The 18,750-nt window shown below is 66.6% G+C and carries 19 protein-coding genes and 1 pseudogene; 12 read left to right on the forward strand and 8 right to left on the reverse strand.

Annotated features, from left to right (window positions below; translation table 11 throughout):
• Positions 1-99: 99 nt before the first annotated feature.
• Positions 100-2,646 carry an ATP-dependent chaperone ClpB gene (gene clpB, locus ACJEIK_RS02150; RefSeq protein WP_064857533.1) on the forward strand — a complete coding sequence of 849 codons (2,547 nt, stop codon included), beginning with the start codon at positions 100-102 and terminating at the stop codon, positions 2,644-2,646.
• Between the two features lie 223 nt (positions 2,647-2,869).
• On the opposite strand, the gene ACJEIK_RS02155 is transcribed toward clpB, so the two are convergent.
• Complete coding sequence (locus tag ACJEIK_RS02155; protein WP_064857534.1) at positions 2,870-3,946, reverse strand: dihydrodipicolinate reductase; 1,077 nt, start codon at positions 3,944-3,946, stop codon at positions 2,870-2,872.
• Between the two features lie 4 nt (positions 3,947-3,950).
• On the reverse strand, positions 3,951-4,925 hold the full coding sequence (locus ACJEIK_RS02160) for a Rieske 2Fe-2S domain-containing protein (RefSeq protein WP_409430959.1): 975 nt from the start codon (positions 4,923-4,925) through the stop codon (positions 3,951-3,953).
• Positions 4,926-4,994: 69 nt separating this feature from the next.
• Here ACJEIK_RS02160 and ACJEIK_RS02165 point away from each other — a divergent pair, with 69 nt between their 5' ends.
• The 5 genes from ACJEIK_RS02165 to ACJEIK_RS02185 all read left to right on the forward strand — a co-directional run bounded on the left by ACJEIK_RS02165 (position 4,995) and on the right by ACJEIK_RS02185 (position 9,259).
• Entirely contained in the window at positions 4,995-5,600 is a 606-nt protein-coding gene (locus ACJEIK_RS02165) for a TetR/AcrR family transcriptional regulator (RefSeq protein ID WP_133427982.1), read from the forward strand.
• Positions 5,601-5,666: 66 nt separating this feature from the next.
• Positions 5,667-6,479, forward strand: coding sequence for a trehalose monomycolate transport factor TtfA (gene ttfA, locus ACJEIK_RS02170; protein ID WP_060999469.1), 813 nt, complete (start codon positions 5,667-5,669; stop codon positions 6,477-6,479).
• 25 nt (positions 6,480-6,504) lie between these two features.
• On the forward strand, positions 6,505-7,416 hold the full coding sequence (locus ACJEIK_RS02175) for a hypothetical protein (RefSeq protein WP_409430960.1): 912 nt from the start codon (positions 6,505-6,507) through the stop codon (positions 7,414-7,416).
• Positions 7,409-8,083, forward strand: a complete 675-nt coding sequence (locus tag ACJEIK_RS02180; protein WP_060999472.1) for a TrmH family RNA methyltransferase — start codon at positions 7,409-7,411, stop codon at positions 8,081-8,083. Before ACJEIK_RS02175 ends, ACJEIK_RS02180 begins: the two co-directional genes overlap by 8 nt.
• A 15-nt stretch (positions 8,084-8,098) precedes the next feature.
• Positions 8,099-9,259 carry a glycoside hydrolase family 76 protein gene (locus ACJEIK_RS02185; protein ID WP_409430961.1) on the forward strand — a complete coding sequence of 387 codons (1,161 nt, stop codon included), beginning with the start codon at positions 8,099-8,101 and terminating at the stop codon, positions 9,257-9,259.
• Between the two features lies 1 nt (position 9,260).
• Here ACJEIK_RS02185 and ACJEIK_RS02190 read toward each other — a convergent pair whose 3' ends face one another.
• The gene (locus ACJEIK_RS02190) at positions 9,261-9,578 is read right to left on the reverse strand and encodes a DUF732 domain-containing protein (protein ID WP_060999477.1); all 318 of its coding nucleotides are present in this window, start codon (positions 9,576-9,578) and stop codon (positions 9,261-9,263) included.
• A 264-nt stretch (positions 9,579-9,842) separates the two neighbouring features.
• Here ACJEIK_RS02190 and ACJEIK_RS02195 point away from each other — a divergent pair, with 264 nt between their 5' ends.
• From ACJEIK_RS02195 to chrA, 3 genes are all read left to right on the forward strand, one after another.
• Positions 9,843-10,028 (forward strand): hypothetical protein, encoded by a 186-nt coding sequence (locus tag ACJEIK_RS02195; RefSeq protein WP_409430962.1) that lies wholly within the window; start codon positions 9,843-9,845, stop codon positions 10,026-10,028.
• A gap of 88 nt (positions 10,029-10,116) precedes the next feature.
• Positions 10,117-10,569, forward strand: a complete 453-nt coding sequence (locus tag ACJEIK_RS02200; protein ID WP_234880506.1) for a lipoprotein LpqH — start codon at positions 10,117-10,119, stop codon at positions 10,567-10,569.
• Positions 10,570-10,607: 38 nt separating this feature from the next.
• On the forward strand, positions 10,608-11,765 hold the full coding sequence (gene chrA / locus ACJEIK_RS02205) for a chromate efflux transporter (protein ID WP_234880507.1): 1,158 nt from the start codon (positions 10,608-10,610) through the stop codon (positions 11,763-11,765).
• A gap of 7 nt (positions 11,766-11,772) precedes the next feature.
• Here the strand turns inward: chrA and ACJEIK_RS02210 are convergent, their stop codons facing one another.
• Positions 11,773-12,126 carry an Rv2640c family ArsR-like transcriptional regulator gene (locus ACJEIK_RS02210; RefSeq protein ID WP_060999484.1) on the reverse strand — a complete coding sequence of 118 codons (354 nt, stop codon included), beginning with the start codon at positions 12,124-12,126 and terminating at the stop codon, positions 11,773-11,775.
• Between the two features lie 99 nt (positions 12,127-12,225).
• Between ACJEIK_RS02210 and ACJEIK_RS02215 the strand changes: the two genes are divergently transcribed.
• Both ACJEIK_RS02215 and arsB read left to right on the forward strand, forming a co-directional pair.
• Complete coding sequence (locus ACJEIK_RS02215; RefSeq protein WP_133427984.1) at positions 12,226-12,651, forward strand: ArsI/CadI family heavy metal resistance metalloenzyme; 426 nt, start codon at positions 12,226-12,228, stop codon at positions 12,649-12,651.
• Positions 12,648-14,116 (forward strand): annotated as a pseudogene (gene arsB / locus ACJEIK_RS02220) (ACR3 family arsenite efflux transporter). The gene ACJEIK_RS02215 and the pseudogene arsB overlap by 4 nt, the downstream one beginning before the upstream one ends.
• Here the strand turns inward: arsB and ACJEIK_RS02225 are convergent.
• Together ACJEIK_RS02225 and ACJEIK_RS02230 are read right to left on the reverse strand one after the other, a co-directional pair.
• On the reverse strand, positions 14,113-15,162 hold the full coding sequence (locus ACJEIK_RS02225; protein WP_409430963.1) for an oxygenase MpaB family protein: 1,050 nt from the start codon (positions 15,160-15,162) through the stop codon (positions 14,113-14,115). The pseudogene arsB and the gene ACJEIK_RS02225 overlap by 4 nt on opposite strands.
• Before the next feature lie 17 nt (positions 15,163-15,179).
• Positions 15,180-15,812: a TetR/AcrR family transcriptional regulator gene (locus tag ACJEIK_RS02230; protein ID WP_060999488.1), complete on the reverse strand. Its 633-nt coding sequence runs from the start codon at positions 15,810-15,812 to the stop codon at positions 15,180-15,182.
• Positions 15,813-15,878: 66 nt separating this feature from the next.
• Between ACJEIK_RS02230 and ACJEIK_RS02235 the strand changes: the two genes are divergently transcribed.
• Complete coding sequence (locus tag ACJEIK_RS02235) at positions 15,879-17,786, forward strand: acyl-CoA dehydrogenase (protein WP_133427986.1); 1,908 nt, start codon at positions 15,879-15,881, stop codon at positions 17,784-17,786.
• Here the strand turns inward: ACJEIK_RS02235 and ACJEIK_RS02240 are convergent.
• Both ACJEIK_RS02240 and ACJEIK_RS02245 read right to left on the reverse strand, forming a co-directional pair.
• Positions 17,783-18,307, reverse strand: coding sequence for a DUF1254 domain-containing protein (locus ACJEIK_RS02240; RefSeq protein WP_346414867.1), 525 nt, complete (start codon positions 18,305-18,307; stop codon positions 17,783-17,785). The two genes, ACJEIK_RS02235 and ACJEIK_RS02240, sit on opposite strands and share 4 nt — an antisense overlap.
• A 158-nt stretch (positions 18,308-18,465) precedes the next feature.
• Positions 18,466-18,738 (reverse strand): hypothetical protein, encoded by a 273-nt coding sequence (locus ACJEIK_RS02245; RefSeq protein WP_409430964.1) that lies wholly within the window; start codon positions 18,736-18,738, stop codon positions 18,466-18,468.
• Positions 18,739-18,750: the final 12 nt, after the last annotated feature.

The raw sequence follows: 18,750 nt of genomic DNA on the forward strand, positions 1-18,750 counted from the left end.
GGCAGTCGGGAAATTTTCCAGACTTGAGCGGAACAGACTCAATCTTGACGACGTTGAATTCAGCGACAAGCATTTTTCTGTAGACGAAAGGGAGGTGTCGTGGACTCGTTCAACCCGACCACGAAGACTCAGGCGGCGCTGACCTCAGCGTTGCAGGCGGCGACCGCCGCCGGAAACCCGGAGATCCGTCCGGCGCACTTGTTGATGGCTCTGCTGACCCAGAATGACGGCATCGCCGCGCCTCTGCTGGAGGCCGTCGGTGTCGAGCCCGCTGCCATCCGGGCCGACGCCCAGCGGCTGATCGATCAGCTGCCGAGCGCCAGCGGCGCCAACTCGACGCCGCAACTGTCTCGTGAGTCGGTGGCGGCCCTGACTGCTGCCCAGCATCTGGCCACCGAGATGGACGACGAGTACGTCTCCACCGAGCACCTGCTGTACGGCCTGGCCAGTGGCGACTCCGACGTCGCCAAGATCCTGGTCAACCACGGCGCCGCGCCGCAGACGCTGCGTGAGGCGTTCGTGAAGGTCCGCGGCAGTGCGCGTGTCACCAGCCCCGATCCCGAGGGCAGCTACCAGGCGCTGGAGAAGTACTCCACCGACCTGACCGCCCGCGCCCGCGAAGGCAAGCTCGACCCGGTCATCGGCCGCGACAACGAGATTCGTCGCGTGGTCCAGGTGCTGAGTCGGCGTACCAAGAACAACCCGGTGCTGATCGGTGAGCCCGGCGTCGGCAAGACCGCGATCGTCGAGGGCCTCGCCCAGCGCATCGTCGCCGGTGACGTACCGGAGAGCCTGCGGGACAAGACCGTCGTCAGCCTGGACCTCGGGTCCATGGTCGCCGGCGCCAAGTACCGGGGTGAGTTCGAGGAGCGGCTCAAGGCCGTCCTCGACGACATCAAGAACTCGGCCGGCCAGGTCATCACCTTCATCGACGAGTTGCACACCATCGTGGGCGCCGGCGCCACCGGCGAATCCGCGATGGACGCCGGCAACATGATCAAGCCGATGCTGGCCCGTGGCGAGCTGCGGCTGGTCGGTGCGACCACGCTCGACGAGTACCGCAAGTACATCGAGAAGGACGCGGCCCTGGAGCGCCGGTTCCAGCAGGTGCTGGTCGGCGAACCGTCGGTCGACGACACCGTCGGCATCCTGCGCGGCCTCAAGGACCGCTACGAGGTGCACCACGGTGTGCGCATCACCGACTCCGCGCTGGTTGCGGCGGCCACGTTGTCGGATCGCTACATCACCAGCCGGTTCCTGCCGGACAAGGCCATCGACCTGGTCGACGAGGCCGCATCCCGGCTGCGCATGGAGATCGACTCCCGGCCCGTCGAGATCGACGAGGTCGAGCGGCTGGTCCGTCGCCTCGAGATCGAGGAGATGGCGCTGTCCAAGGAAGAGGACGACGCCTCCAAGGAGCGGCTGGAGAAGCTGCGCTCGGAGCTGGCCGATCAGAAGGAGAAGCTGACCGAGCTGACCACGCGGTGGCAGAACGAGAAGAACGCCATCGACATCGTGCGCGAGCTCAAGGAACAGCTGGAGGCGCTGCGCGGTGAGGCCGATCGGGCCGAGCGTGACGGCGACCTGGCCAAGGCCGCCGAGCTGCGGTACGGCCGGATTCCGTCGATCGAGAAGCAACTCGACGCCGCGTTGCCGGTTGCCGAAGCGCGCGAGAACGTCATGCTCAAGGAGGAGGTCAGCCCCGACGACATCGCGGACGTGGTGTCGGCGTGGACGGGCATCCCGGCCGGCCGAATGATGGAGGGCGAGACCGCCAAGCTGCTGCGCATGGAGGAGGAGCTCGGCAAGCGCGTCATCGGCCAGAAGCAGGCTGTCGAGGCGGTGTCCGACGCGGTCCGTCGTGCCCGCGCCGGTGTGGCCGACCCGAACCGTCCCACCGGATCGTTCATGTTCCTCGGACCGACCGGTGTCGGTAAGACGGAGCTGGCAAAGGCGTTGGCGGACTTCCTGTTCGACGATGAACGCGCCATGGTCCGCATCGACATGAGCGAGTACGGCGAGAAGCACTCGGTGGCTCGTCTGGTCGGTGCCCCTCCGGGCTACGTCGGTTACGACGCCGGTGGTCAGCTGACCGAGGCCGTGCGGCGCCGCCCGTACACGGTGGTGCTTTTCGACGAGGTCGAAAAGGCGCATCCGGACGTGTTCGACGTGTTGCTGCAGGTGCTCGACGAGGGCCGCCTGACCGACGGTCAGGGCCGCACGGTCGACTTCCGCAACACCATCCTGATCTTGACCTCCAACCTCGGCGCCGGTGGCACCGAGGAGCAGGTGATGGCGGCGGTGCGCGCGAAGTTCAAGCCGGAGTTCATCAACCGTCTGGACGACGTGCTGATGTTCCACGCGCTCGATCCCAGTGAGCTGGTGCGGATCGTCGACATCCAGCTGGCGCAGCTTCAGAAGCGGCTGTCGCAGCGGCGCCTGCAGCTCGAGGTTTCGCTGGAGGCCAAGAAGTGGCTGGGCGACCGCGGTTTCGACCCGCTGTACGGTGCCCGTCCGCTGCGCCGGTTGGTGCAGCAGGCCATCGGCGACCAGCTGGCCAAGATGCTGCTGGCGGGCGAGGTGCACGACGGCGACGTCGTTCCGGTCCACGTCAGCGCGGACGGCGAGAGCCTGGTCCTCGGCTGAGCTAGTTCGCCGAGTGGATGCGGAAACCCCCTATTTCTCTGGAGATAGGGGGTTTTCGCTTGGGGCTGCCGCAATGAATGTGATCGGAAAGTCCCTGAGTTCAATCGGTACAACCGTTTGCAGTGGAGATTGAACTGAGGCACCTCCGACGTCCCAAAGATGTACCTGGCTTCAGCCACGATGACTGCCAGTGCCTCGTGATTGAAGCTATGTACTTCTCGCGTCAGATGTTGAACCGTCCCGCGAAACCGCGCAGCGGCACGTCGGCGCTCGTCAGCAGTCCGGGCGGCGCCTCGACCACCGAGGCGATGACGTTGAGCGCGGGCAGCCCCGTCACCGTCATGCCGATCGAGGCGAAGTTGTCCGGATTCGACAGGTCCACACCGGGTTTCGGGTAGATCATGTGCTTGTTGTAGACGCAGGGGTCACCCTTGATCTGAGTGATGTAGCAGCCCTTGATGTTCCAGCTCGGGTCGGTGTGCGGCGTCATCTGCCACTCCAGGTGCGTCTCGATGCGCGGCACGCCGTCGACCATGCCCTGGTACTTGATGTAGTTGCCGCCGAGGGAACCCTTGGGCAGCGTGTACCAGCCCAGGTCGACATCCTTGGTGCAGGCGCCGAGTTCAGCACTGAACTTCACCTCGTCGAGCTCCAGCCCGAAGCAATCGGCCATCATCAGCACACTGTCGGCGAACACCCGGGTGTACTTCTCGAGCTTCGCCGGGATCGACGGATCATCAACGGGCAGGCCGTATCCCACCTCGATCCAGGTGTCCCTGCTGTGATGGCAGGACACGTCGACGGATTCGATGGTGGTGACGTTCTCGATCTCGGCGACGTCGGCCGAACACACCACGCCCAGGATCTGATTGACGCCGGGGTTCATCCCGGTGCCGTAGAACGTCGACCCGCCCTTGGCGCACGCCTCGGCCAGCAACTCGCTGACCGGTCGACCGGAGGGGTGCGGATGGTTGGTGTCGCGGTGCCAGCCGGTGATCCAGTCGGCTGTCGTGACGATATTGATCCCCGCTCCAAGGACTTTCACGTACAGGTCTTCGTCGGGGAAGACGCCGTGGAAGGTGAGGACATCGGGTTTCGCGGCGATGATGTCGTCGACCGAGCCCGTGGCGATGACGCCGACCGGCCCGATCCCGGCGATCTCGCCGGCGTCGCGTCCGACCTTTTCCGTTGTGTAGCAATGCAATCCGATCAATTCGAGATCGGGACGCTTGCTGATGCGCTTGATCATCTCGGTGCCGACGTTGCCGGTCGCCACCTGGAAGACGCGAATCTTGGACATCTGGTCAGCCCTTCGGGGTTTCGGGATAGAACTGCATGGCCCACTTGCGGATTGCCGTGAAGCCCTCGTACTCGGCGGTCGCCAGCGCCGGCGGATCGGAGTAGCGCTGGTGCGACCAGATGTGGATGTCCTGGGTGAACTGGCGGATCACCTCGTCGCCGAAGGCGGTGGCGTGCTCGGCGCTCCAGGGCGTCCGTCCGATATAGACCATGAACCGCACGTCCGAGGTGGACTCGTCGACGGGTGTGACGGCCGAGATGGTGCGGTTGTCGATCATGCCCCAGCTCTTGGTGACGGCGATGCCCAAACCGCCGTTGATCGCCTCGACGCCACTGCGCACGTCGTCGATCGACTGCTGATCGCTGCCCTCGAACGTGATGGTGAAGTCGACGTAGGAGATCGGCGCCGCGAAGTCATGCCGGGTGAACACCGGGACGATCGGGGTCTGGTGCACGAACTTGAAGTGTGCGAAGTCGACGCCGTTCTCCAGGACGTACTGCGGATGCAGTTCGAGGGTTTCGCGGAACAGCCGCTGCTGCGGGTAGTAGTCGGCGGCGCTGCTGCCGTCGTTGAATGACGCGAACACATCGGGCGCCTCGAAGTACGGCTCCCGGCCCTCGACGTCGTGCCAGATGTAGATGGCCTCGTTGCGCTCGGTGACGGGGTAGGTCCGGATCCGGCGGCCGCGGTTGGGCCGGTCCTGGTACGGGATGCAGACGTTGTGGCCGGCGGCGTTCCACTGCCAGCCGTGGAACGGGCACTGGATCGTCTCACCGACGACGTGGCCGCCGAAGCCGAGGTGCGCGCCGAGGTGCTCGCAGTAGGCATTCATGACGGTGACGGCGCCGGATTCTGCGCGCCAGGCGACCATCTCCTCGCCGAAGTACTTCATGGCGTGCACCGCGCCGACTTGGACCTCGTCCGACCAGGCGACCTGGAACCATCCCGTCGGCTTCATCGGCAACTGGGGTTTGGCCATGACCCGAATCGTAGGGGGTTCTGTGAAACTTTGAAAGAGGGTTCGTTGAAACTGCGCTAATCTCGGACGATGACCGCCGCGGCACGACGAACCAACAAGCGCGGTGACGCCACCCGGGAGAGCATGTTGGAGGCCGCGCGCAAGGCGCTGGCCACCGGCGACCCGGGCGCGGTATCGGCCAACCGGATCGCCAAGGAGATCGGCGCCACCTGGGGCGCGGTGAAGTACCAGTTCGGCGACATCGACGGCTTCTGGGCCGCAGTCCTGCGCCGCACCGCCGAGCGCCGCGCGGGCATGCTCAGTCATCACGACACCGGTGCCACGCTGCGGCAACGCGTCGCGACCATCATCGATCTGCTCTATGACGGCCTGACCATCGGCGACTCGCGGGCCATCGAGAATCTGCGCGCCGCGCTGCCGCGGGACCATGCCGAACTGGAGCGGCTCTATCCGAAGACCGCCGCGGAGCTGTCGTCATGGGGCCGGAGCTGGCTGCAGACCTGCCGGCAGGCCTTCGCCGACCTGGACGTCGACCCCGAGCGGGTGCGTGAGGTCGCCGCGTTCATCCCGGGCGCCATGCGAGGCATCGCCTCCGAGCGTCAGCTCGGCACCTACACCGACCTCGACGTGGCCCGACGGGGGCTCACGAACGCGATCGTCGCGTACCTCAAATAGCATGTGACCAGCTTGTGACCAATTCGAGTTCGAGCATTTCGGGTACCAACCAGTAGGCTTGGCCCGATGGTCCCGCTCTGGTTCACACTTTCTGCACTCTGCTTCGTGGGTGCGGCGGTGCTGCTGTACGTCGACATCGACCGTCGACGTGGCCTCGGCAGGCGCCGCAAGTCATGGGCTAAGTCGCACGGGTTCGACTACGAACACGAGACTCCCGACCTGGTCAAGCGGTGGAGCCGCGGCATCATGTCGACCGTCGGTGAGAACGTCCACGCCCGCAATGTCGTGCTCGGGCAGATCCGCGGCGAGGCCGTGTTCATCTTCGACCTCGACGATGTGGCCACCGTCATCGCCCTGCACCGCAAGGTCGGCACCAACGTGGCCGTGGACGTCCGCCTCAAGGACATCCCGGAGCCGCGCGAAAACGACATCTGGCTGCTCGGCGCCATCGGTCCCCGCATGGTCTACTCCACGAACCTCGATGCCGCCCGTCGCGCCTGCGACCGCCGCATGGTGACGTTCTCGCACACCGCCCCGGATTGCGCCGAGGTCATGTGGAACGAGCAGAACTGGACGCTGGTGTCCATGCCGATCACCAGCACCCGCGCTCAGTGGGACGAGGGTCTGCGCACCGTCCGCCAGTTCAACGACCTGCTGCGGGTGCTGCCGCCGGTGCCGTCCGGCCAGAACAGCGTCGCCGGTCAGGCCGTCGCCCGCCGTAGCGGTTCGCCGAGCCGTCCGCTCAGCGCCGGCCCGATGCGGCAGAACGAACTGCCTGCCGGCCGCAGCAACCAGGCCCCCGGCCGCGCCGACATCGGCCGCTACACGCAGTTCGCTCCGGCCCGGAACGGCCGCCCCGCGCCGAATTATCAGCGCTGATTCGCCTGCGGCTAACCTTGGCCGCATGTCTTTTCGCAGGTTGGCCTCGCGGCTGCTGATTGTGCTGCTGGCCGGTGTGCTGGTCGCATGTTCCGGCGACGGTGCCGCCAACTCCGTCATCTTCGGTGCGCCCAGCGTCAAGGTCGGTGAGTCGCAGACCCTGCTGGGCTGGAACGTCTCGGTGTCCAACCTGCGCTTCCAGGATGATCAGGTGCTGATCGACGTCGACCTGGCCGCGGCGAAAGCCGGCGGCGAACACGCCAAGCCCGAGACGCTGCGCTTCGGCCTGTACGGCGCACTGGCGCACCCCCTCGAATCGAACCTGATCGGCGGCTGCGCCGGCGTCCCCAGCCTCAAGATCAATCCGGCCGTGGTGCAGAACCCGGACAAGGTAACGGGCACAGTCTGTTTGGGGCCGATGCGCGACCAGACCCAGGTGCGTGGCGTCTACCTCTACTCGCCTGCCGACCGGATCAAGGACACCACCGTCGCCTACGGTGCGGCGTATCCCGTTGGCCTGACCCCGACCAACGAGGCCGACACCGGGCTCACCCTCAAGGCCACGAGCGTCGACGGGTTCCGCGCCGACGGCGGGCAGCTGATCCCCGCGGCGCTGGGCGATCCGGCGGCGTTCACCGGCAAGGGCTACATGCTGCTCGGCCTCGAGATCGGTGGTCTGGCAAGCAGGTACAAAGATGACTCGGCCAAGCGCGGCGGGCCGTTGATGATCGCGGTGGCGCCGACGCTGCCGCCGCCCGGGCTGTCGCACCTGTGTGACGTCTACGGTGCGACGCTGCTGGTGCTGCCGGATTCGAAGGTCGGGGCCATCAACACCCGCGCCTCGCTGTGCACGCAGGGCGACATCAACCAGGCGCTGCTGTACGCCACCGTCACCGTGGTGGGAACCCGTGCGGCGGTGTGGATTTCGCGTGAGTGATCACGTCGCCGACCACCCCGATCACACCGACGTGCCAGGGCCCACCGAGTGGGGCGCCGGGCCCGGCGTCGGCCCCTGGCCCGGTGAGCTGCCCGACGACCCGCGTTATGACCCGGAGTTGTTGCGCGAGGGCGACACTCGCAACGTCGTCGACGCCTACCGCTATTGGACACGTGAGGCGATCATCGCGGACATCGACCAGCGCCGGCACCCGCTGCACATCGCGATCGAGAACTTCGGCAACGACGCCAACATCGGTGCGGTGGTGCGGACCGCCAACGCGTTTGCGGTGGACACCGTGCACATCGTCGGCCGCCGGCGGTGGAATCGCCGGGGCGCCATGGTGACCGACCGCTACCAGCGGCTCCTGCACCATGCCACCACGGCGGAATTGCTGGCCTTCGCCGACGAGAAGGGCCTGACTCCGGTGGCCGTCGACAACGTGCCCGGCTCGGTGCGGCTGGAAGAGACGACGCTGCCGCGCGAATGCCTGTTGATCTTCGGGCAGGAGGGACCGGGCATCACCGACGACGCCAAGACGGGGTCGATGATGACGGTGTCCATCGCGCAATTCGGCTCGACGCGGAGCATCAATGCCGGCGTGGCCGCCGGCATCGTGATGCACACCTGGATCACGCAACATGCCGGACTGGATCGGGCCTGGTAGGGCAGGATAGAACGCATGGATCAGCGTCCGGTGGAGCGCAGCGACGGGGATGCAGTCTGGGCCAACCGTGCGGCCAGCGCCGAAACGGCTGTGTTCAACCGGCATATCCGGCGGCTCTGGGGGATACCCGGAACCCAGCTGGGCGTCGTGGCCTGGCCGTCGACGCGTGCCGACCGGCTTTTCAAGAGCTGGGACTACTGGTGGCAGGCGCACCTGCTGGACTGCATGGTCGACGCGCAGTTGCGCGACCCGCAGGAGTACCGCGTCGCCCGCATCAGTCGGCAGATCCGTGGACATCGACTGCGCAACAACGGATCCTGGACCAACAACTACTACGACGACATGGCCTGGCTGGCACTCGCGCTGGAGCGTTCCGGCCGGCTGGTCGGCGTGGGCCGGCCCAAGGCGCTCAAGACGTTTGCCGACCAGTTCCTCAATGCCTGGGTGCCCGAGGACGGCGGCGGCATCCCGTGGCGCAAGCAGGACCAGTTCTTCAACGCCCCGGCGAACGGCCCGGCCGGCATCTTCCTGGCCCGCCACGACCGCCTGCGGCGGGCGCAGCAGATGGCCGACTGGATCGACGGCACGCTGATCGACCCCGATACGCACCTGGTGTTCGACGGCATCAAGGGCGGCTCGATGGTGCGCGCCCAGTACACCTACTGCCAGGGCGTGGTGCTGGGCCTGGAAGTGGAGCTGGCGGTGCGCACCGGCGATCCGCGGCACGCCGAGCGGGTGCATCGCCTGGTGGCCGCCGTCAAGGACCACATGCTCGACGACGGCGTCATCAGGGGTGCCGGCGGCGGCGACGGTGGCCTGTTCGGCGCCATCCTGGCCCGGTACCTGACGCTGGTCGCCACCACCTTGCCCGGGGACACCGAGGACGACGACACCGCCAGGACGACGGCCCGCGAGTTGGTGCTGAAGTCCGCGCAGTCTGCGTGGGACTACCGGCAGTCCGTCAACGGCATCCCGCTGTTCGGCGCCTTCTGGGACCGCGCGGCCGAGCTGCCGAAGGACACCGGCGAGACGGCGAAATCGGTTGACGGCGCGGTGAATTCATCCGATATCGCGGAACGCGACCTGTCGGTGCAGGTGGCCGGCTGGATGCTGATGGAAGCGGCGCACGCCCTGACCGCCGAGACAGAGACAGAGGCAGCGGCCGAGGGGCCCTGACCTACTGTCCCTTCGGCGTCAGCTCGCGGCAGTACGCGTAGATGGCCAGCCCGCCGAACTTGACGGCGTCGTCGTTGGACAGGTTGCCGGCGTTCTTCTTCAGGTAGCTCAGCGCCGAGTTGACGCCCCCGCTGCGCATCGCGCTACAGGTGCCGTGCGCGAGCTTGATGGCGGTGCTGTTCGGCATCAGGATGCCCTTGTCGTGCACCGCTTGCAGGAACATGGGGTCGACGTCGTCGGCGTGGGCGGGAACGGCCATCACGATGGCGACTGCCGACGAGGCCGCCGCGAGGAGAGCTGCGGTGCGAGTGCGTTTCATCCGGATCTCCCATGCAAGATCGATTTGCTGACAGGCTACGCGAGGCCCGCCGATCCGGGGCGGAGTCGCTTGCCGACGAACCCAGGAATTTCTTCAGCAACGTCAGCGTCATATACTTAGATCGCATATTGCATTTTGATTTTTTGCTTATTTCGGAGGATGGCTATGGCCACGATGAAGAAGATTGCGTCGACTACAGCACTTGCAGCAAGCCTGGGAGCTGCGTTTTTGGGTTTCGGTGCGGGTATTTCCGCAGCTGCGCCGGTGACTGACCCGGCCATCATCCCGCTGGACCGCGGCCACGGCCACGGCCATGACGACTGGGATGGTCACCCGGGCCGTGGCTGGGGTGCCCCGGGCTGGCGCGGGGGCGGCTGGGATGGCCCAGAGGTGTACGTCAACCTGCCTTGCGTGACCGGCCCTGCCGGAATCGTCACCGTCTGCCCGTAGCTCGCCGCCGCCGACGATTGATCTCCTCCACTCCGGGGAACCCTGGCGTTGTACCGCCAGACATCCCGGACGTGAAGGAGGAGAAACGTTGGTACGCAAGAGTGTCGTGATCGGTGTGGTCGCCCTGGGGCTGGCCGGTTGTTCCACGCAGAACTCCCAATCGGGGGCCGGCTCGCCAAATGTGGGCATGCGCGCGCCGCAGGTCATCGTCGACGGACAACAACGTGCCGTGAGCGGCGGAGTGACCTGCCACCAGGCGGGTGACAACGTCACGATCGGGATCGGCGACGTGTCCAGCGGCGTGGGTGCCGTGGTGACGACGAGCGATCCGCCACAGGTTCGTACCGTCGGGCTCGGCACCGTCGACGGTGTCGCGCTGGGATTCACGAGCTCCGAGCCCGGCGAGGCCGACAATGCCGTAGCCGCCGTGCGGGGCAAGTCGTACGCGATCAAGGGCACCGCCAGCGGCAGCGACCTGAGCAATCCGCGATCGCCGCAGCAGGTGAACAAGAGCTTCGAGATGGACGTCGCCTGCCCGTAAGGTGCGCGCTGCGGCGTGACCTGCCAGGATGATTGGTCGTGACCACGCCCGCAGAGGATTCACCGCCCCGAGTGCCATTGGGCACCGTCCTGCGGGAGTGGGGCATCATCGGCTGTATCGGTTTCGGTGGCCCGCCCACGCACATCAGGTTGTTACGCAGCCTGTGCGTGGAGCGGCGCCGCTGGATCGGTGCCACCGAGTTCGAAGACGCGATCGCCACCTGCAACCTGTTGCCGGGGCCGGCGTCGACGCAGCTGTCGATCTACTGCGCCTGGCGCGTCCGCGGCAGGCTGGGTGCGCTGGTCGGCGGCGCCGCCTTCATCATTCCCGGGCTCATCGTCATCCTCGGGCTGGCGGCGTTGTTCCTGGCCGGTTCGCCGCCGCGGTGGGTGCTGGCGGCAGGTGCCGGCGCGGGCGCGGCAGTGGCTGCCGTGGCCGTGCACGCGGGCGCCGCATTGATCCCCGCCAGTTGGCAGCGGCGCACCAGTTCGGTCTGGTGGCCGGTGTACCTCGCGGCCGGTGCGATCGCCGCCGCGTTGCTGGGACCGTGGCTGGTTGTGGTGCTGTTGGCCTGTGGCGCAATCGAATTGGCGCGGACGACGACGCTGCCCCGGTCCGGTGCGCGCAGCATGCCGGTCATGGCGTTCCAGTCCCTGACGCTGGGCACGTTGGGTTCGCTGTGCTGGGTGGCGCTGAAGGTCGGTGCGCTGTCGTATGGCGGCGGCTTCGTCATCATTCCGCTCATGCAGGCCGACGCCGTCGACCACTACCACTGGATGACCGGGGCGCAGTTCCTCAATGCCGTTGCGCTGGGCCAGATCACGCCGGGACCGGTGGTGCAGACCGTCGCTGTCGTCGGCTATGCCGCCGCCGGATTGCTCGGCGGGGTGCTGGCCTCGGTGGTGGCGTTCAGCCCGTCGTTCCTGTTCATCCTGTTGGGCGCCAAGCACTTCGACAGGATTCGCAGCAACAGCTATGTGCGCGCCTTCCTGGACGGCGCGGGTCCGGCCGCCATCGGCGCGATTCTGGGTTCGGCCGTGCCGCTGGCCATGTCGATCAGCCAGACCTGGCAGTACGTCGTCCTGGCGGTGGCGGTGGTTGCGGTGTTCAGCCGGGTAAACGTCGTGATCACGTTGCTGCTGGCCGCCGTGGCGGGCGTCCTCGCCACCTCTCTGGGCCTGCCGCTGCCGAGCTGATCGGCGGTCAGCAGCAATTCGGGTCGAGCACCCGGCATAGCGCGGCGAGCGCGTCGCGTCGCGGGGTGTGGTGCACGTTCATGCCCTGACGTTCGGAGATGACGAACCCGGCGGCCCGCAGTTGGCCGAGGTGGTGACTGACCGTCGATTCGGCCAGGCCCACCACGGCCGCAAGGGAGCCGGTGGTGCAGGGCTCGCCACAGGTGAACAGCAGCGACATCAGTTTCACGCGCGCGGGGTCGGCGAGTGCCTTGAGCCGCATGGCGAGGTCGAGTGCGGCGGCGTCGTCGGTCGGGCTCGCGGCCACCGGGGCGCAACACAACGGTTCCGACATGTCGATCACGGGCAGTGCCTTGGGCATGCCACCGATGCTACCTCAGCTTGTTGACATATATCGAAAAGGTGCGGTAGAACTGTGCTACGGATTTCGATATACGTCACATACCTCAGGAGGTCTGCCATGTCTCGTGTCCAGCTCGCTCTGAACGTCGACAACCTCGACGAGTCGATCGCCTTCTACCGCAACCTCTTTGGCGCCGAGCCGGCCAAGGTGAAGCCCGGCTACGCGAACTTCGCGATCGCGAATCCGCCGCTCAAACTGGTGCTGCTCGAGAACCCGGGACACGGCGGGTCGATCAACCATCTGGGTGTGGAGGTCGAATCAAGCGACGCCGTGCACACCGAGATCGCCCGCCTGGCCGAGGCAGGAATGTTCACCGAAGAGGAGATCGGCACCACCTGCTGCTTCGCCACGCAGGACAAGGTGTGGGCGACCGCCCCCGGCGGGGAACGCTGGGAGGTCTACACCGTGCTGGCCGACAGTGAAACCTTCGGCGCTGCGCCGAGCGGATCGGATGATGCGGTGTGCTGCGGGGCGCAGGCATGACGCAGAGCGCTGACGCCGCTCAGGCGACAGCTCGACTCTCGACGCTCGACCGGTATCTGCCGGTCTGGATCGGGTTGGCGATGGCGGCCGGGCTCTTGCTCGGCCGCTGGGTCCCCGGACTGGACGTCGTGCTGGAAAAGGTTCAGGTGGATGGCATTTCGTTGCCGATCGCGCTGGGCCTGCTGGTCATGATGTACCCGGTGCTGGCCAAGGTCCGGTACGACCGACTCGAGACCGTCACGTCCGACCGTAAGCTGCTGCTGTCGTCACTGATGCTGAACTGGGTGCTCGGGCCGGCGCTGATGTTCGCGCTGGCCTGGCTGTTCCTCGCGGACCTGCCCGAGTATCGGACCGGGCTTATCGTCGTCGGCCTGGCTCGCTGCATCGCCATGGTGATCATCTGGAATGACCTGGCGTGCGGCGACCGGGAGGCTGCAGCTGTTCTGGTGGCGCTCAATTCGGTGTTCCAGGTGCTGATGTTCGCGGTGCTCGGCTGGTTCTACCTCTCGGTGCTGCCGGGCTGGCTGCATCTGCCGCAGACCTCGATTGCGACGTCCCCGTGGCAGATCGCGAAGTCGGTGCTGATCTTCCTCGGCATCCCGCTGGCTGCCGGCTACCTGTCGCGCCGGCTCGGCGAAAAGGCCAAGGGCCGGGCCTGGTACGAGTCGACGTTCCTGCCCCGGATCGGGCCGTGGGCACTGTACGGCCTGCTGTTCACCATCGTGATTCTCTTTGCGCTGCAGGGCCATCAGATCACGACGCGCCCGTGGGACGTCGCCCGCATCGCGTTGCCGCTGCTGGCGTACTTCGCCGTCATGTGGGGTGGCGGTTATGCGCTGGGTGCGGCTCTCGGCCTCGGCTACGAACGCACCACGACACTGGCTTTCACCGCGGCGGGCAACAATTTCGAACTGGCCATCGCTGTGGCCATCGCGACGTGGGGTGCGACCTCCGGGCAGGCCCTGGCCGGCGTCGTCGGGCCGCTGGTCGAAGTGCCGGTTCTGGTCGCGCTGGTTTACCTGTCACTCGCATTGCGACCGAGGTTGAGGAGCATTGCCGCATGAGTGCCAAACCCAGCGTCCTGTTCGTCTGCGTCCACAACGCCGGCCGGTCGCAGATGGCGGCCGCGCTGTTGGCTCAGCTGTCCGACGGGCAGATCGAAGTTCGTTCTGCGGGAACGGCACCCGCTGATGCGATCAACCCCGTCGCAGTCGCGGCCATGGCGGAACTCGGCATCGACATCACCGCAGAAGCCCCGAAGGTGCTCACCGCCGACACCGTGCAAACCAGTGACGTGGTGATCACCATGGGGTGCGGCGACACCTGCCCGTACTTTCCGGGGGTCTCCTACCGGGACTGGAAACTCGATGACCCGGCGGGGCAACCCATCGAGGCCGTGCGGCCCATCCGCGATGCCATCGCAGACCGCGTGCGGGACCTGGTCGACGAACTGCTGCCCGGCTAGGCCAGGCTCCCGAGGTACGCCTGCGACTCGATCAGCCCTTCGTCGCTGGGCGCCTGGCCCTCACCGAAGACCCGCTGCTGTTGCTTGGCGCGCAGATCATGGTGCGCATCAGCGGGTTTCGCGTACCCGTAGCGGCTACGTGCCTCCTGCGGGGTGAGCACCTCGCCGGAGACCGGTGGGATGCCGAGGATGTACGGCGCGGCCACCGGGGTGACCGACGGTGCGATCAGTTGCGCGACAGCGAGTTTCAGTCGGGGGCTCCGATCGACGATGCCGTAGGCCAGCTTGAGTACCGGGCGCACGGCGACGTCGACTGCGCGGGGCTGGTCGAAACCGCTGAGCTTGCGCATCCAGCGGGGCATGGTGGCGATGGTGCCCGCGCGCGGGACGAGGTTGATGAGCTCGACGACGGGCTTCAGCGGCAGCGGCGCCGGCGGCAGCACGACTTTGGCGTTGAGGAGATGGTCCATCATGGCGCGGGCGGCTTCGCTGACCGCCAGGTGCGGGCGCATCTCGTCGAAGTACGCGCGGACGCCGGCGCTGGTGCGCGGCACGTCGGCCGGGTCGCAGGTCTGGAACTCCGCCGCGATGGCGCACTCTTCCCAGTACTGGTTCTCTTCCTCCGGCGTGAGCTTGCCGCCGCCGTACATCTCGTAGGCGGTCAGCACCGAATGCCATCCGGTCAGCAGGATCCACAGCTGGGAGTGCGGGTTGTTCGCGTCGTACTTGTTGCCGCTGACGGGCTCGGTCCCGATCGCCTTGGAGTGAACCTTGACCAGCACGTCGGCGGCCTTGATGACCGACTCGCTGTCGCCGAACGCGACGGTCGCGAAATAGCGCACGGTGCGGTCGTAGCGGGTGCGGGGCCGGTCGTAGTTGGCGCCGGTGGCATCGACCGCGGCGATCAGCGACGGGTCGAGTTCTTCCACCACGACGGCGCGCTGCAGGCCGGTCACAGGAGTGGTGGTGTGTCCCCACACCTTCCAGGTGACGGTGCCGGGCCCGAAGTATCCGTAGTCGGCAAGGGGCTGCACTGGCTGGGTCACGATTGGCTCCTTGGTTGTCAGGCCGCGGCGAATGCGCGGCACATCAGTCGTCCGTAAAACTCACCGAGACTGTCAGCGTCCCAGTCATTTTCGGGGTCGAGTAGGGACCGGACCGCGGCCTCGCTGGAGGACACGAACAGTTCGGTCAGAATCGGCATCTTGCGATTGAGGTCGGTGGTCTGCCACCACGTCGTCAACGCCGGCGCGATCCAGCGCGAAGAACTTCTCGCGAGCGCGCGGCGGGTCTCGGCGACCATGTCGGCGACCGCCGGATCGGCGTGCGCCAGGTAGACGAAACGCCAGGTGTTCGGTTGGTCCTCGACGGCATGCAGCAGCGCGCGGTACCCGTCGATGAATGCGGCCTCCGGATCGTCGCCGCGGCCGGTGTGGAGAGCGGCCAGCAGGGTCTCGCGAAGCGAGTCGCCCTCTCGATCCAGCAGCGCGGCAAGGAGTTCCACCCGGTCCTTGAAGCAGGAGTAGATGACCGGCCGGGTGACGCCGAGGTGGCCGGCGACCGCCCCGATGGTCACGGCCGCGGTGCCGGATTCCGCGGCGATCTGGAGCGCGGCGTCGAGAATCTGCGGCCGCCGGCGCTCCGGGCCCAGATGGGCTGCCCGTTCCCGGGTCTTCGTTGCGGCGTCGTTGGCCATGAACCGAATGTAGCAGAATTATTCTTGTTTGAATAATGTTTCTTCATCCTTGTAGGATTACTCGGCATGACCATGCTCAACCCGCACAAGCCGGACTTCGCCGACTTCGACGAGCGGACCCAGCAGATCTTCATCGCGACCATCGAGTTCTTCGAGAGCCACGGCAAGGCCTGGCTGACGCAGCAGGACCGCGATCGCGTCTGGTACGCGGAGTTCATCGAATTCCTCAAGAAGGAAAAGGTTTTCGCGACGTTCCTGACGCCGGCATCGGAGGCGGACGGTGACCCCGACAAGCGCTGGGACACCGCACGCAACGCGATGTTCAGCGAGATCCTGGGCTTCTACGGCATGCAGTACTGGTACGTCTGGCAGGTCACGATCCTGGGGCTCGGCCCCATCTGGCAGTCGTCCAACACCGCGGCCCGTAGGCGCGCTGCCGCGCTTCTCGAGGCCGGTGAGATCTTCGCGTTCGGACTGTCGGAGAAGGAGCACGGCGCGGACGTGTACTCCACGGACATGGTGTTGACTCCGGTCGACGACGGCTACCGCGCGAACGGCGGCAAGTACTACATCGGGAACGGCAACCTGGCGCGGATGGTGTCGGTGTTCGGCCGCCGTGCCGACAAGCCGATCCTGGACAGCTCGACAGCGCTGGACGGCGGTAAGCCCGACGAGGATTTCGAGGGGTATCTCTTCTTCGCGGCCGACAGCCGGCACGACGACTACAAGCTGCGCAAGAACGTCGTCAACGGCCAGATGTACGTCGCCGCATTCGATCTCGAGGACTACCCGGTCGCCGCCGACGACATCCTGCACGCCGGCAAGGGCGCATTCCATGCCGCGATCAACACCGTCAACATCGGCAAGTTCAACCTGGGATTCGGCGCGATCGGCACCTGTGAACACGCGATGTACGAAGCGATCACGCACGCAGAGAACCGAATCCTGTTCGGGCAGCACGTCACCGAGTTCCCGCAGATCCGCCGCATGCTCACCGAGGCGTATGTCCGGCTGGCCGGGATGAAGCTCTACAGCGAGCGGGCCATCGACTACATGCGGTCGGCGTCCGCATCCGATCGTCGCTATCTGCTGTTCAACGCCATCGAGAAGATGACCGTCACCCGCGAGGGCGAGAAGATCGTGACGCTGTTGTCGGACACCATCGCCGCCCGCGGTTTCGAGAACGACATGTTCTTCCCGATGGCGCTGCTCGGTTCGGTCGGCCTGCCCCGCCTCGAGGGCACCGTCCACGTCAACATGGCACTGTCGCTGAAGTTCATGCAGAACTTCATGTTCCGTCCCGCCGACGCCGGACTTCTTGCACTGCAGCAGCTGCCCGTCGAATACGCGCCCAACGCGGCTACCCGGGCCGTGGCGGGCAGTCTGCGGGCCGCGGGTTCGGCCCTGGTGCCACGGATCGCGCGGATTCCCAAGGCTCCGAAGGCATTGCGCACCGAAGAGTTGCCGCACGTGCGTCGTCGCAGAGACTTCACAAACGATGACTTCCTGTTCGCGCAAGGTCCCAGCCGCGGCCTGGGCCGGGTCGGCTTCGCAGACTGGCGCGGCATCCTTCAGGAGTTCGCTCATCTACCGAACGTCGCGGTCTTCCTCAAGCAGGCCAACGGTTTCCAGACGCTGCTCGCGGCGGCCACGCCGACCGCCGCGCAGCAGGACGACGTCGACTTCCTGTTCGCGATCGGTGAGCTGTTCACCCTGTTGCCCTATGCGCAGCTGATCCTCGAGCAGGCCGCCATCGAGGGCACCCGCGACGACATGCTGGACCAGCTGTTCGAAGTGCTCGTCACCGACTTCTCCCGGCACGCCACCACGCTGCACTGCAAACCGACCGCGACCGCGGCGCAGAAGAAACTCGCGCTGGATCTGATCGCGGAACCCGTGGGCGACCCGGCACGCCTGGAGCGCATGGTCGGTACGGTGCGGGACCTGGCTGGTCGTTACGAGATGGCGCCCTAGTCGGGCACGAACTGAGTTACGTAGGCACTCAACGGAACCAGCGAAATCCGGTCCAGCAGCTCTTGCGCCGCGGCGCGGTCCTCCGCCGTGTTCGTGCACTCGACACGGCCCAGCAGCCAGATGATCGGCGCGAGTGAACGATGTTCGGTGACACCGGTGGGCAGTTCGCCGTTCCAGCTCGGGCCGGTGATGGCATACGTCTGCGGCGTCGTCCAGGCGACGTGCTCGTCGGCGTCGTCGAAGACATCGGCCCGGCCGGAGAGCACCTGGAACAGATAGCTGCGGTCGGCGGCGTCGGGGAGAGTCAGCACCCAGGGCTCGGTGTTCACGTCAAGGAAGCGGTCGACATACATGGCGTCGGTTGGGCTCGATCGCATGAGCTGCTGCAGCGGGCAGCGGCGTGATGCGGTCTCGCCCTCGGCGCGGTAGGCGCGGCGTCCTGCCGGTCCGGCCAGGATCACCAGTGCGGCGACGGCGATGGACAACGTGCCGCACCACGGCAGGACATCGGCTGCTGACATGACGGCCGTAGCTCCAATCCGGGTGGGGCCCATGGTTTGTCGCGGGCCGGGTTCGGTCCGCACATCCACTGTGCAGGACGGCGCTGCCCGAAGTCTTGACACCTAGAGACTGATTCTTGACAGTTCGGGACAGCGCCGTCCGCGACGACGGCGGGGATTCAGCAGGGGGCGCCGGGCGGCGTGTAATACGGCACGCCTTCGTTTGTGTAGCAGGGAACTTCACCGGCGACATACGGGACGTGGGCCGCCGCGATGGCGGTGCCCACGGCGACGTCGCCCGCGATGTTGGTGCAGCCGCCGGCGGAGAAGTGACGGCCACCCGCGCTGGCGCAGACGTCGGCGGCGGCGGTGGGGGCCACCGCCAGCGGCGCCACGGCCAGGGCGGCGCCCATCAGTGGGACGGATACCAGCGCGGTGATGCGGGGGGTCATGGTGTTCCTCGG

It is taken from the genome of Mycobacterium sp. SMC-16 (assembly GCF_046250085.1).
Taxonomy (GTDB): domain Bacteria; phylum Actinomycetota; class Actinomycetes; order Mycobacteriales; family Mycobacteriaceae; genus Mycobacterium; species Mycobacterium phocaicum.

Excerpts from the sequence above, each read along its gene's own strand:
- ACJEIK_RS02190 (WP_060999477.1), bottom strand. The coding sequence starts at position 9,578 with ATGAAACGCACTCGCACCGCAGCTCTCCTCGCGGCGGCCTCGTCGGCA.
- ACJEIK_RS02240 (WP_346414867.1), bottom strand. The coding sequence starts at position 18,307 with ATGTCAGCAGCCGATGTCCTGCCGTGGTGCGGCACGTTGTCCATCGCC.
- ACJEIK_RS02165 (WP_133427982.1), top strand. The coding sequence starts at position 4,995 with ATGACCGCCGCGGCACGACGAACCAACAAGCGCGGTGACGCCACCCGG.
- ttfA (WP_060999469.1), top strand. The coding sequence starts at position 5,667 with ATGGTCCCGCTCTGGTTCACACTTTCTGCACTCTGCTTCGTGGGTGCG.
- ACJEIK_RS02185 (WP_409430961.1), top strand. The coding sequence starts at position 8,099 with ATGGATCAGCGTCCGGTGGAGCGCAGCGACGGGGATGCAGTCTGGGCC.
- ACJEIK_RS02175 (WP_409430960.1), top strand. The coding sequence starts at position 6,505 with ATGTCTTTTCGCAGGTTGGCCTCGCGGCTGCTGATTGTGCTGCTGGCC.
- ACJEIK_RS02245 (WP_409430964.1), bottom strand. The coding sequence starts at position 18,738 with ATGACCCCCCGCATCACCGCGCTGGTATCCGTCCCACTGATGGGCGCC.
- ACJEIK_RS02210 (WP_060999484.1), bottom strand. The coding sequence starts at position 12,126 with ATGCCCAAGGCACTGCCCGTGATCGACATGTCGGAACCGTTGTGTTGC.
- ACJEIK_RS02160 (WP_409430959.1), bottom strand. The coding sequence starts at position 4,925 with ATGGCCAAACCCCAGTTGCCGATGAAGCCGACGGGATGGTTCCAGGTC.
- ACJEIK_RS02230 (WP_060999488.1), bottom strand. The coding sequence starts at position 15,812 with ATGGCCAACGACGCCGCAACGAAGACCCGGGAACGGGCAGCCCATCTG.
- ACJEIK_RS02235 (WP_133427986.1), top strand. The coding sequence starts at position 15,879 with ATGACCATGCTCAACCCGCACAAGCCGGACTTCGCCGACTTCGACGAG.
- ACJEIK_RS02155 (WP_064857534.1), bottom strand. The coding sequence starts at position 3,946 with ATGTCCAAGATTCGCGTCTTCCAGGTGGCGACCGGCAACGTCGGCACC.
- ACJEIK_RS02215 (WP_133427984.1), top strand. The coding sequence starts at position 12,226 with ATGTCTCGTGTCCAGCTCGCTCTGAACGTCGACAACCTCGACGAGTCG.